13 protein-coding genes are annotated in these 13,248 nt (G+C 34.5%); 10 read left to right on the forward strand and 3 right to left on the reverse strand.

Going from position 1 to position 13,248, the window contains the following annotated elements; translation table 11 throughout:
- Positions 1-35: 35 nt before the first annotated feature.
- Together EMTOL_RS00660 and EMTOL_RS00665 are read left to right on the forward strand one after the other, a co-directional pair.
- Positions 36-1,109, forward strand: coding sequence for an aminopeptidase (locus tag EMTOL_RS00660; protein WP_015027322.1), 1,074 nt, complete (start codon positions 36-38; stop codon positions 1,107-1,109).
- Between the two features lie 30 nt (positions 1,110-1,139).
- A complete protein-coding gene (locus tag EMTOL_RS00665) occupies positions 1,140-1,928 on the forward strand; it encodes a DUF3108 domain-containing protein (protein WP_015027323.1) in 789 nt (262 codons plus the stop codon).
- A gap of 60 nt (positions 1,929-1,988) precedes the next feature.
- On the opposite strand, the gene EMTOL_RS00670 is transcribed toward EMTOL_RS00665, so the two are convergent.
- The gene (locus tag EMTOL_RS00670; protein WP_015027324.1) at positions 1,989-2,252 is read right to left on the reverse strand and encodes a hypothetical protein; all 264 of its coding nucleotides are present in this window, start codon (positions 2,250-2,252) and stop codon (positions 1,989-1,991) included.
- 142 nt (positions 2,253-2,394) lie between these two features.
- Between EMTOL_RS00670 and EMTOL_RS00675 the strand changes: the two genes are divergently transcribed.
- The 3 genes from EMTOL_RS00675 (at position 2,395) to EMTOL_RS00685 (ending at position 6,082) form a co-directional block, all read left to right on the forward strand.
- On the forward strand, positions 2,395-2,958 hold the full coding sequence (locus tag EMTOL_RS00675) for a thioredoxin family protein (protein ID WP_041693350.1): 564 nt from the start codon (positions 2,395-2,397) through the stop codon (positions 2,956-2,958).
- Positions 2,959-3,003: 45 nt separating this feature from the next.
- The gene (locus EMTOL_RS00680; protein ID WP_015027326.1) at positions 3,004-5,289 is read left to right on the forward strand and encodes a fused MFS/spermidine synthase; all 2,286 of its coding nucleotides are present in this window, start codon (positions 3,004-3,006) and stop codon (positions 5,287-5,289) included.
- Between the two features lie 88 nt (positions 5,290-5,377).
- A complete protein-coding gene (locus EMTOL_RS00685; RefSeq protein WP_015027327.1) occupies positions 5,378-6,082 on the forward strand; it encodes a matrixin family metalloprotease in 705 nt (234 codons plus the stop codon).
- A 108-nt stretch (positions 6,083-6,190) separates the two neighbouring features.
- Here the strand turns inward: EMTOL_RS00685 and clpB are convergent, their stop codons facing one another.
- Both clpB and EMTOL_RS00695 read right to left on the reverse strand, forming a co-directional pair.
- Entirely contained in the window at positions 6,191-8,821 is a 2,631-nt protein-coding gene (gene clpB / locus EMTOL_RS00690; RefSeq protein ID WP_015027328.1) for an ATP-dependent chaperone ClpB, read from the reverse strand.
- Positions 8,822-9,084: 263 nt separating this feature from the next.
- The gene (locus tag EMTOL_RS00695; protein ID WP_015027330.1) at positions 9,085-9,375 is read right to left on the reverse strand and encodes a hypothetical protein; all 291 of its coding nucleotides are present in this window, start codon (positions 9,373-9,375) and stop codon (positions 9,085-9,087) included.
- A 378-nt stretch (positions 9,376-9,753) separates the two neighbouring features.
- On the opposite strand from EMTOL_RS00695, the gene EMTOL_RS00700 reads away from it, so the two are divergent.
- The 5 genes from EMTOL_RS00700 (at position 9,754) to purE (ending at position 13,151) form a co-directional block, all read left to right on the forward strand.
- Positions 9,754-10,173 (forward strand): OsmC family protein, encoded by a 420-nt coding sequence (locus EMTOL_RS00700; protein ID WP_015027331.1) that lies wholly within the window; start codon positions 9,754-9,756, stop codon positions 10,171-10,173.
- A 59-nt stretch (positions 10,174-10,232) separates the two neighbouring features.
- A complete protein-coding gene (locus EMTOL_RS00705; protein WP_041693351.1) occupies positions 10,233-10,421 on the forward strand; it encodes a hypothetical protein in 189 nt (62 codons plus the stop codon).
- A gap of 108 nt (positions 10,422-10,529) precedes the next feature.
- Positions 10,530-11,342 (forward strand): ion transporter, encoded by an 813-nt coding sequence (locus tag EMTOL_RS00710; RefSeq protein ID WP_015027333.1) that lies wholly within the window; start codon positions 10,530-10,532, stop codon positions 11,340-11,342.
- 51 nt (positions 11,343-11,393) lie between these two features.
- On the forward strand, positions 11,394-12,539 hold the full coding sequence (locus tag EMTOL_RS00715) for a 5-(carboxyamino)imidazole ribonucleotide synthase (protein ID WP_015027334.1): 1,146 nt from the start codon (positions 11,394-11,396) through the stop codon (positions 12,537-12,539).
- Positions 12,540-12,668: 129 nt separating this feature from the next.
- Positions 12,669-13,151 carry a 5-(carboxyamino)imidazole ribonucleotide mutase gene (gene purE, locus EMTOL_RS00720; RefSeq protein WP_041693732.1) on the forward strand — a complete coding sequence of 161 codons (483 nt, stop codon included), beginning with the start codon at positions 12,669-12,671 and terminating at the stop codon, positions 13,149-13,151.
- Positions 13,152-13,248 lie beyond the last annotated feature (97 nt).

Genomic DNA, 13,248 nt, shown 5'->3' on the forward strand with positions numbered 1-13,248 from the left:
CCTAAACAAGTTCACTTCTTAAAACTACGAATATGATGAAAAAAATCTTGAAAGCTTTAAAATTTACTTTCATCGGATTACTTATACTCTTGTTCGTATTTATTATCTTCAATTTTGACTCGACAGTTTACGCTTATCGACAGGCAAAAGGGCAAGTGAAAATAATTTTAAATACTCGGCCAGTTGAAGAAGTTTTAGCCGATAAAACTTTTCCCGACTCACTAAAAAGTAGAATTCAACTAATTCAAGAAATAAAAAAGTTTGCTGTTGATTCGCTAGGGTTGAATCCTTCCGAAAATTATACAACATTTTATGACCAACAACAAAAGCCGATTTTGTGGGTAATCACTGCTTCAGAAGCCTTCGAACTAAAAGCAAGAAAATGGCATTTCCCTATTATTGGGACTTTCAGCTACAAAGGACATTTTGAAAAGTCAATCGCTGACGATGAACTTGATGAGCTAAAGAGACAAGGTTATGATACCCAACTCAATGAAGTATCTGCTTGGAGTACCTTAGGGTATTTAAAAGACCCCATTCTGAGTTCGATGTTAGAAAAATCAGAAGGTAGGCTTGCTGCACTCATTATCCATGAGCTAACCCATGGTACACTTTTTGTAAAAAACAATTTAGAGTTCAATGAAAACTTAGCCGATTTCGTAGGTGATTATGGGGCAATCCGATTTCTTGAGAGTAAATATGGCAAAGATTCAAAAGAACTTAAACGCTATCAATTCTCAAAAAAATACAATGATGCATATAGCCAGCATTTATTGAGAGGAGCTAAGAAACTTGATAGCCTATATAAAAATATGTCTCAGAAAATGACAATTCAGGAAAAGAAGCGTCAGAAAAAAGATTTAATTACAGAGATTATCAATTCGACAGATACATTACTTGCTGGTGAGTTTGAGAAAAGTCTGATAAATAAGAAGAAATGGCTACTAAATGACAATAATTTGCCTAATAATGCGTATTTTATTGGATACCTGACCTACCAAAGCAAACAGAACCAGTTTAAAGATGAATTTGTTAATAGCTTTAAAAACGACTTTAACAATTATTTAATATACCTCAAAAATAAATATCCGAGTAGTATTGTTTTCTAGATAAGAAATTATTTCAAGTATTCATTTACAATGGGTTTCCTCAAAAAAATCTTATTTTTCAATTTAATCATTCTTACTTGCTCTTTTGCAGTGAGTGATAGCTACCGCTATATGCCTAATCATGCATTCAAGGCAGGCGAGTATTTTGAATACAAAGTAAAGTATGGTTTTTTAAGCATTGGCGAAGCTACTGTAGATGTAAGTCCACAAATTTATTCAGTAAATAATCGGCCATGTTATCGAATAAATATTTTTGGCCGAACAACAGGACTAACCGACCTCTTTCATATCAGAAACACTTATCGTTCTTATTTAGATACAGCGGCAATTCTTCCACAAAAATTCTTAATGGATTTACACGAAAATAATTACCGAAAAGAACAGACCATTGTTTTCGACCATATATCAAATGCGGCCATCAGAGAACAAAATAAAGAGCGTAAAAACTTTAAACTTCCTGATAATATTCATGATGTGGTATCAGCCTATTATTTTTTACGTACAATTGATTTTTCAAAAGTGAAAGTGGGTGAAACCCTTGCATCAAATATGTTTTTTGATGACGAGATTTATAATATGAAAGTAAAATACAATGGCAAAGGAGTGATTAGAACAAAATATGGAAAAATAAATGTAATCAAACTCAATCCAATTTTACCTCCAAATAAAATGTTTGAAGGAGAAGATGCCATTCGAATTTGGGTTTCGGATGATAAAAACCGAGTTCCAGTAAAAATAGAAGTTGATTTTTATGTTGGTGGAGCTACTATGGAATTGAAGGAATATAAAAATGTGAAATATGATTTTCATTGGCTTTAATTCAAGCCCAAAACCATAAAAAATACCCCTCAGCAAAAACTGAGGGGTATTTTTTATGGTTTAATATCTACGCCCATGTCCCCTTGAATCTCTATCGTTTCTATATCCACGATTTCTATTATCATATCTATAATTTCTATGGTTGTCATAATAATAACGTCTAGGTGGCGGCGGTGGATATGACCTATAACTGTAGTACGGTCTCGAATAGTAGCGAGGTCGATAATAACTATAGCCACTATAAAAACAACTCGAAAGACTTAGCGAGATTAAAGCAAAAATACCTGCTAAGGTTAAAAAGCGGAGCTTTGATTGATTTTTCATAAACTATCCTTTTTTTGGTAGATGCATGAAAACGCTAAAAGGTTGCATTTCATATATGACATGACAAATTATTTGTAAAAATCCCCTACTCTAATCCATTAAAATTTAGTTAAATTGCAAATTGATTGAAAAAAGAACAATTATGGCACTTACCGAGTCGAATATGTTACCCATCGGGACAACTGCTCCTGATTTTCGTTTAATTGATACTATTTCTGGTCAAATACTATCATCAGTTGATTTATTTTCTGATAAAGCGACGGTGGTAATGTTTATTTGCAATCATTGTCCTTATGTAATCCACGTAAAAGGTGAAATTGTAAGAATGGCCCATGATTTTCAACCCAAAGGCGTAAAATTTATTGCTATTAGCTCAAATGATGTCTTGAAATATCCACAAGATGGCCCCGAAGCCATGAAAATATTTGCATCAGAGAATGGCTTTACTTTTCCATACTTGTATGATGAAAGCCAAGAAGTAGCCAAAGCATACGATGCAGCTTGTACACCTGATTTTTATATTTTTGATGGTAATCAAAAATTACGTTACCGTGGTAGATTGGATGAGTCTCGTCCAAGAGTAGAGCATCCCAAACCAGTAACCGGACAAGACCTCAGAGGTGCTTTAGAGGCAATTTTGTCTAATCAAATGATTTCTGAAATACAGTATCCGAGTATGGGCTGTAATATTAAATGGAAAGATTAAGCATATTCCGAACATGTATACTTACAATAATTTACTAACCTAACCATGACAAACACTTCCAACACTCAAAAATACCGTTCTATAGCATTACTATTTATCTTTTTTTTCTCAGGCTTTGCCGCACTTATATACCAAGTAATTTGGCAAAGATGGCTAGTTTTCTACACTGGAATTAGTTCTGTGAGTATCAGTTTAATTGTATCCGCATTTATGGCTGGCTTAGGTCTTGGGTATTTAGCTGGCGGACAAATAGCAGATAATGCAAAAAAAAACCAACCCATTTTGTTTTTTGTATTGGCGGAATTAGGTATTGGCACTTTTGCACTCATCAGTAAATCAATTATTTATGATTGGCTCTACCAAGGAAATATTTTGTATGGAGGTTCTACCTTTCAAACCTATCTAACATTATTCCTTATTTTGCTCTTCCCCACTTTCCTAATGGGGTTATCACTTCCATTATTATCAAAAGCATTTGAGCAAAAAAACGCCGAAAATCAGGCCCATTACATCAGTTTATTGTATTTTACCAATACTCTTGGAGCCGCAGCGGGCACTTTTATCACAACATTTATATTAATAAGAGTTATCGGCTTTGAAAATGCGGTTCGTTTAGGAGCAAGTTTCAATTTCTTATGTGCAATAACTGCTGGAATTATCTATTATTTTCAAACGACTTCACCTCAAAAAGCAGAAGTTGAAGTACAAAAAAACTCTTCAGAAGGAGTATTTTCTTGGAATAGAAACTTCAGTTATTGGATTCTCCAATATACAGCTTCTGGATTTATGGCTATTTGCTTTGAAATCATTTGGTTTAGAATGATTGAAACCATGATGAAATCAATTGCATTGACATTTTCAATCATACTCACTATTTATCTTGCCATGATGGCAATTGGCACTTATGTGGGAGTGAGATTAGCCAAAAAAATCAAAACAAATAGGCTAAAACTTTTCTTAAACTCGCAATATCTACTCTATTTATATTCGGCGGGCTCAATACTATTATTACATACTGTTATTAGCGAGAAATCAATATTTGCTTATTTATTTGAGTATTTCCAGAGTTATGAGACCTCCTTTGCTGCCAAAATTGCCATTTCAACAATGTTTGTTATTCCATTTTTTTTGATGGCAGTTCCTACATTCATCATGGGATTTAGTTTTACAATCTCACAAACTATTATTCAAGATAAATTTGATGAGGTAGGCCGTAAAGTGGGTTGGTTACAATTTGTCAATATCGTAGGTTCTACAATTGGAGCTTGGTTTGTTACGCTTATTGGCTTTAACCACCTTGGAACTGCCCTAACAATCAAATTAATCAGCTTAATTGGTTTGGTTTATGTTTTGGCTATTCATCGCAACCAATTTTATTCTGTTTTTGTGAGGCTTATGATGGGCCTTGTCTTAATCATGACAATTATATTGATTCCTGATAATGAAAAATTTTGGATGAATTTTAGTGGCATGTCTGATGCAAAGAGATTTATTGTAAAAGAAGATGAAACCGCTCTTTCATTCATTAAAACCTTGAGTGATGAATCTTATGTGTATATCAATGGCTTAGGGCAAAGTATGTTTCCATTTCATAAAGATATCACCCACTTTACATTGGGTGCTGTACCTTCATTAATTCATCCAAGCCCAGTAGATATTGGGATTGTCGGCCTTGGTTCGGCATGTACACTATATAATGCAGGTGGCAGACCAGAGACCCAAACCCTCGATTGTTTTGAAGTAATTGTCAACCAACCTGATGCTGTTCGAGAATACGTCAAACGTTCAAAAGATAGTTCGGCCTTGCGAATTATGAATGATAAAAGAGTAAAACTCATTCTGCAAGATGGTCGATATTATTTACACCAAAATCCAAAACTATATGATATTTTAGAAGCAGATGCCCTGCGTCCGAAATCATCTTATTCAGGAAACCTTTACTCAATTGAGTATTTTAAATTACTTAAATCAAGGCTAAAAAAAGGAGGAATGGCCATTACTTGGGGAGCTACTGGGCGAATAAGAAATGGTTTTGCAGAAGTATTTCCATTTATCTACGAAATTGATGGCTTCATGATTATTGGTAGCGACCAACCGATTGAGTTTGATGAGACAAAAATACTTGAACGTTTGAATAACTCATTTACCAAAAATCATTTTAGCCAAGCACAAATCGATGCTCATGAAAAATTGGCTAGGGTACTAAAAACAAAAAAAATACTTCAAAATGGAAAATTAATGATTACTAAAGCCCATAATTCGGATATGTGGCCAAAAGATGAATTTGATTATGGTAAACTCTGGGAAAATATTTTACCTAAAGACGAATAAAACTTTACTTGTCATTAATAAAATTTAATTATTTGTAAATGATTTTATCTTTTTTCTTCGTTTGTACATTTACTAAAATATTTAATTTATGTATTCACGTATCCTAAGTGCCATCGTATTATTATTTGCTCTATCGTGTAGTAAAAGCGAAACGCCATCGCCTGCTGATACAGCGTGGCAGCCAAGCACCATCGATGGACAGTTTGTGTTTAATACTTTCAAAAGTGCTGGCCTAGGCGGTAGTAGAGGTAAAATTCAAAAATGGTCTCAATCTGAAGTCTATTACTGGTTTGACAATGAGGGTGCAGGAACAAGCTCTTTAGTAGCAATTTCAGACAGTGTATTTAATCAAATCAATCAATATACACAATCATGTAAATTCATTAAAACCACTGATGAATCGAAGGCTAATATTAAGATTTTCTCTGGTAGAGATACTGAGTTTGAATCAAAATACAAACTTAGCCTACAGGGAGAACTGCAAGTTGGAGGAACGGCTTTTATGTCGGTAAATTCTAAAAATGAACTTGAAAAAGTTGTAGTCTGGGTTACACATGTATTTCCTCAACTCGACCGTAGATTAATTACCCGTCATGAAATTGGACATGCCATAGGTTTTTCGCACGTACCAACCAAACGTTCGATTATGTGGGATACCATTGACCTTGAGTATAATCCAACCGACTATACTGATGTCGATAAAGATTATATAAAAATACTGTATGATTCACGAACAAAAGCAGGAATGACACAAGAACAACTTCTACCTGTTTATAAAGATATATTGAAATAGTAGTAAAATGGACTTTACATAAATGTAAAAAAAACTCCTGCAAGAAAATCATCTCACAGGAGTTCTAAACCTAACTAAACCTAATCTAAATTTACCCTATTTACTTACTTATATTACTTCTTCTACTGAAGATATATTTTCAAAAACAATCTCACCGGCATTATCTACTTCCATCATTACTACTGAATCTTTGAGCACTTTACCCGATAAAATTTGTTTCGATAATTCATTCAAAACTCTACGTTGAAGTACTCTTTTGAGTGGTCTTGCTCCAAAAGTGATATCGTAACCTTCTTCTCCTAATTTATCTAATACGGCATCACTTGCTTCAAGTGTAATTCCTTGCTCTGCCAAACGGCTTTGAATTTGTTTGAACTGAATTTGAACAATTCGACGGATATTATTTTTAGTTAATGGGTCGAACAATACAATTTCATCAATACGATTTAAAAACTCTGGTCTTACGGAAGCCTTAAGCAAGTTCATTACTTCATTTTTAGCTTCTTCTTTGTAGAATAACTGCCAACCTTTTTCATCCCCTTTTGACTCAAGATATTTTTCTTGAATAAAATGGCTACCAATATTTGAGGTCATGATGATGATGGTATTTTTAAAGTTTGCCGTACGACCCTTATTATCTGTCAAACGACCTTCGTCAAGAACCTGCAACAAAATATTCCATACATCTGGATGAGCTTTTTCAATCTCATCTAATAAAATCACACTATAAGGTTTTCTTCTAACAGCCTCTGTCAACTGGCCACCCTCATCGTAGCCAACATATCCTGGAGGTGCTCCAACCAAACGGCTTACTGCGTGGCGTTCTTGATATTCACTCATATCAATCCTAACCATGGCAGAATCATCATTAAATAGATATTCAGCTAAGGCTTTGGCTAATTCGGTCTTTCCAACACCCGTACTTCCTAAGAACAAGAAACTTCCGATTGGTTTCTTAGGGTCTTGCATACCTGCACGAGAACGTCGAACGGCATCTGCAACCAACTCAATGGCTTCTTCTTGACCAGCTACTCTCCTTCGTAATTCATCTTCAAGGTGTAAAAGCTTTTCACGCTCACTTTGAAGCATCTTTGTAACTGGAACACCCGTCCAACGAGCAACGACTTCGGCAATATTCTCAGCAGTTACTTCTTCGTTCAATAAATTCGCTGGCTGTTCATTATTAGCCGATTGAATTTCATTCAAGCGATTATTGGCTTCTATTAATTTTCCGTAACGAATTTCAGCTACTTTACCGTAATCGCCAGAACGTTCAGCTTGTTCAGCTTCAATTTTTAATTGTTCAATTTGTTCTTTTAAAGAGCGTAATTCATTCAATGAACCTTTTTCATTTTCCCACTTCGATTTTAAATCATTGCGTTTTTCACTTAATTCCGCAATATCTTTATTTAGAACCGCTTCTTTTTCACGATTATTCTCACGTCGAATCGCTTCTCTTTCAATTTCAAGTTGCATGATTCGACGATTTAATTCATCTAATTCTTCTGGAACAGAATCCATCTCCAAACGTAATTTTGAAGCGGCCTCGTCCATTAAGTCGATAGCTTTATCAGGTAAAAATCTATCAGAAATGTATCTATCTGATAACTCAACTGCGGCAATTACTGCATCATCTTGAATACGTACGCCGTGATGAAGCTCATATTTTTCTTTGATTCCACGTAAGATTGAAATGGCATCTTGCACATTTGGTTCATCAACTACTACCGATTGGAAACGACGCTCAAGAGCTTTATCTTTCTCAATATATTTTTGGTATTCGTTTAAGGTAGTTGCACCAATTGTATGCAATTCTCCACGAGAAAGTGCCGGTTTCAATAAATTTGCCGCATCCATCGCTCCATCTCCTCCTGCTCCTGCTCCTACTAGCGTATGAATTTCATCAATAAACAAAATCATTTCGCCGTTTGAATCAGTTACCTCTTTGATAACTGCCTTTAAGCGTTCTTCAAATTCTCCTTTATATTTTGCACCTGCAATCAACAAACCCATGTCAAGCGACACGATGGTTTTAGTTTTTAAGTTTTCTGGAACATCTCCAGAAACAATTCTTTGGGCTAAACCTTCAACAATGGCAGTTTTACCAACTCCAGGTTCTCCCAAAAGTATTGGGTTATTTTTAGTACGGCGAGAAAGAATTTGTAGAACCCTACGAATTTCATCATCACGTCCGATTACGGGGTCAATTTTGCCTTTTCGTGCTAAATCATTTAGATTTTTGCTGTAACGAGAAAGGGCTTGATAAGTATTTTCAGCGTTTTGTTCTTTCACAGTGTTATTTCCTCTTAATTCTTTAATAGCTCCTTTTAAGTTTTTTTCATTCAAATTATTCTCCTTCAATAAACTCGCAACCGAGTCTTTTCCTCCAACCAAACTCAAAAGTAAAGTCTCGACACTTACATATTCATCACCCAATTCTTTCATTAAATTGGATGCACGGCTAAATGCCTGTGCGGTATCATTGCTCAAATAAACTTGCCCATTATTATTTCCTGAAACTTTTGGGTAAGCAGCAACAATATTTTCGAGCTTAGGTTGTATGTTTTCTTTTTTTGCATCAACCTTTTTTAGTAAAAAGGTTGCAGTATTTGCATCTTCCTCAAGAATAGCTTTTAAAATATGACCTGTTTCTATGGCCTGTTGGCCGCTTCCCATAGCAATTTCAGATGCTTTCTGAATCACCTCTTGGGCCTTAATTGTATATTGATTAAAATTCATAGCTCTTTATTTTTAAGGCTTTTAATGCTGAATAAGTTGTGTTTATTAATTTATTTTTTTACAATACTCTATTCATCAAAAAGTATGCAGATTTTAATTTTCGGAAATATTGACAGAATAACATTAAAAACAATTAATTTTTCAAGACAAAAAGGCAGAAAATATCTAATTTTTGTCAAACCCATTGACAATATTGCATAAAAAAAGCGATGTGCATGACACATCGCTCCTTCAAAATTTATATTTGGTTTAAGGGAAATATCTTAGAAAAATCTTGTAAAAGCAGTTACAACAAATACAAAGATTGAAGCCCACATAGGCACTCTACGAGCTTTATAAGTAGCTAACTTGAAAACTTTTAAATATTCTAAACGAAGCCACACACCCACTGCCAACAACAAGCAAAGGGCCGAACTTGCAAACTTGAAAGCTACTGCATGCATTGGCTCAGTAGAAAAATACAGGAATAAATTTACTAACAATATTAGGCTTCCTAGTAGTGCAAAAACCTTAAATGTCCATGTGTAAGTTTCTTTATCTATACTATTTCTCATGATTTTGTTGTTTTATGATACAAACATAATATAAAAATCTGATACTTGTCAAGTATTTTCAAAATTATTTTGCAAAAAACATATATCACAAAATAATATTTGGCACGCAATCTTTTAATAGTAATTTTAATTATTAGAATAATACAATATTTTTTGTTAGTTATAGAAAAAATAGGTTTCATTTTTTATCATTTTCACATATTTTTTATCATTTAATTAAAAAATACGTATAATATTAAATATCTATTTTTAGTATCAAATAATTGTATATTTCTAATATTAAAGCATTTATTTAAAAAGTATCAGGAAACTTTCAGATTAGTCTAAGCGTTAGAAAAATATTACCTTTGTAATAAAGAAACTTATAGAGCTAAGCAGATGAAAGTAGAACTTGTAAGAGTAGATGACGCATTCCATTTTGAAGCTGTTGGAGTAGCTGGTACTATCAACCATATGGATGCCAATGTTGATATTGGTGGTCATAATTTAGGAGCACGTCCAATGGAAATGCTTTTGATGGGATTAGGTGGCTGTACGGCCATTGATGTAATTTTGATTCTGAAAAAACAACGTCAAGTAATTGAGGATTTCAGAATTACGGTTGATGGGGAACGCGTAAAGATTGAAGGAACTGAAATGAGTCCATTCCGTAAGATAAATATTCACTTTGCTTTAAAAGGTCAACTCGACCAAGGTAAAGTAGAAAGAGCTATTCAGCTTTCTATGGAAAAGTATTGTTCGGCTACTGCTCAATTCAGAGCTTCTGCTGAGATAACGCATACTTTATCTATCAATTAAAATTAATGGTATAATATTTGGAGTACAGTATTCAACTCTGTATTGTAAAATATTTTATCATGAAAAATTTAATTGTCACATTAGTATTGGTAGTATCTTCTGCCACTGTGGTATTAGCCATCGACAACGAAAAAATCGGACGAAAAGCACGCCGTGAAACAGCAAAAAAAGAAATGAAATGCTGCGATAAAGCAATGGAAAAAGAATGTAGAAAAGAAAGTAAAGCTTACAACAAAATAAATAATTAAAATAAAAAGAAGGTCGGTAAATATTTACTGACCTTCTTTTTTACTTTTGGTTGTAGAATAAATATTGTTTTTCTTAAATTGCCACAAGAAATATATGTTCTAACCTAAATGACCAAAAAAGCTCCTTTAAGAAAAAAGATACACGGAATTCTCGAAATTACGTGGCATCAAAAACTTGGCCTGAGTTTTTGGATAAACATATTTCTGACGGTCATCATTTCGCTTAATGCAGTGGCGATTATCATTGATACAGTGCCAAGTATTCATAAAAAATACCACAGTTTATTAGTAGATTTTGAAGTATTTTCGGTCGTTGTTTTTACCATTGAATACATCCTTCGATTATGGTCATGTGTAGATGACCCTCATTTTTCACATCCAGTAAAAGGACGAATAAAATTTATTTTTTCGGCTTGGGGTTTGGTAGATTTGTTATCTATTTTACCTTTCTATGCTAGTTTTTTCTTAACAGACCTTGGATTTATTCGTATTCTTCGTTTGCTTCGAATGCTTCGCCTTTTTAGGGTTAGTAAGTATTTTCATGCCCTAAAAATTATTCAAAAAGTAATTAAAGAAAAACAAGAAGAACTTATCTTGAGCTTTGTTTTTATTATATTTGTATTGATTATTTCTTCGAGTACTCTTTATTACTTCGAACACGAAACTCAACCTAGAAAGTTTTCGAGTATTCCTGAAACCATGTGGTGGTGTGTGAATGCCATGACAACCGTTGGTGATGCCGATTACCGACCTATCACTCCTATTGGCAAAATCATTGGTGGCATTATTTCTATACTTGGAGTAGCTCTTTTTGCCTTACCTACAGGTATATTGGCCTCGGGTTTTGCGGAACAAATAAGGCGACAAAAACCCAGCATTAAGTGCCCTCATTGTGGAAATGAGTTCAATCATACACATTAAGATTGTTTTTCGATAGTACCATGCTTATCTTTGCACAAAAAATTTCCATTCGTGCAATTCAATAACACTCAGAAACTTGGAATTCTTGGCGGTGGCCAATTAGGCAGAATGATTATTCAGGCTGCCATCGACTTCGACTTCACTATAAAATCGCTCGACCCAGACCCAGACGCTCCTTGCAAATTTATTGCACACGAGTTTGTAAATGGCTCATTGAAAGATTTCGATACAGTGATGGCTTTTGGTCAAGATTGTGATATCATCACTATCGAAATTGAAAATGTGAGTATCGAAGCACTGGAAGCTTTACAAAATCAAGGAAAATTGGTTTATCCACAACCTTCTGTTCTTCGACTCATTCAAGATAAAAGAATACAAAAGCAATTTTATAAAGAAAATAATCTTCCAACCGCTGATTTTATTCTTACTAACGACCGTGCCGATGTAAGCAATTACAAGGATTTTCTTCCGGCCGTCCACAAACTTGGTACTGGAGGCTATGATGGCAAAGGTGTTCAAGTCATTCGTACGGAAGCTGATTTTGCTAAAGCATTCGACCAGCCCAGCGTATTAGAGAAAATGGTTGATTTTGAAAAAGAATTGGCTGTAATCGTAGCACGGAATCCAAGTGGCGAATGTAAGACTTTTCCCGTAGTTGAAATGGTTTTTCATCCTGAAGCAAATTTGGTTGAATACCTATTTGCACCAGCCGAAATCAATGCCGAAATTGAAAAACAAGCTGAGGATGTAGCTATTCGCACGGCAGAAGCGTTTGGGGTTGTAGGATTGTTAGCTGTTGAGATGTTTTTAACAAAAGATGGGCAAATATTGATAAACGAAGTAGCACCACGCCCACACAATAGCGGTCATCAAAGTATCAGAGCAAATGATGTTTCACAATATGAGCAACACCTGAGAGCTATTTTTGACTTGCCTTTGGGTAGTACAATTGCACATTCGAAAGCTGCAATGGTTAATCTTTTGGGAGAAGATGGTTATTCTGGTGAGGCCGTTTATGAGGGGATGAATGATATTCTGGCGATTGAAGGTGTACACCCTTTCTTGTATGGTAAGAAATTAACCAAACCTTTCAGAAAAATGGGGCATATCACGATTATAGACCAAAATTTTGATAAATTAAAAGAAAAGGTCAATTTTGTAAAAGAAAAACTAAAGGTAATATCAAGAAATGAATAATGTAAAATGAATAAAGAGAATTAGCTGAACGCTGTATCCTTTTATTCGATGAACTTTCCAGAAGTAACTCTTTTGAAAGTAAACGAAACACATTGTACATTTTGCATTATTAATTATACATTCAATAAAATGGTTGGAATCATCATGGGTAGCCTCTCAGACTGGAAAGTGATGTCGGGAGCAGTAGAAATGTTAGAACAGTTTGGAATACCATACGAAAAAGAGGTAGTTTCCGCACACCGTACACCACAAAAAATGCTTGATTATGCTCACTCAGCTCGACGCCGTGGCTTAAAAGTAATTATTGCAGGAGCAGGTGGAGCAGCACATTTACCTGGAATGGTTTCATCAAGCACTACCCTTCCCGTAATTGGAGTTCCGATTAAATCAAGTAATTCAATTGATGGCTGGGATTCAATTCTTTCAATTTTACAAATGCCAGCAGGTGTACCAGTAGCTACGGTATCTCTCAATGGTGCTAAAAATGCGGGTATATTAGCTGCTCAAATCTTAGGAGCAAGCGATGAAGAAATAGCCAAAAAATTAAGAGCATATAGCGAAGGATTGAAGGATTTAGTAGAAGAGATGAATGAAGAATTAAAGAAAAGCTAAGTTTTAGAAATTATGTAAGCACTAACTAAAACACTAATAGTCAAATAACTGTTTGATTATCAAGTTGTATTGTATTCTTACTTATAAAATCTTACTT

This window comes from Emticicia oligotrophica DSM 17448 (assembly GCF_000263195.1).
GTDB lineage: Bacteria > Bacteroidota > Bacteroidia > Cytophagales > Spirosomataceae > Emticicia > Emticicia oligotrophica.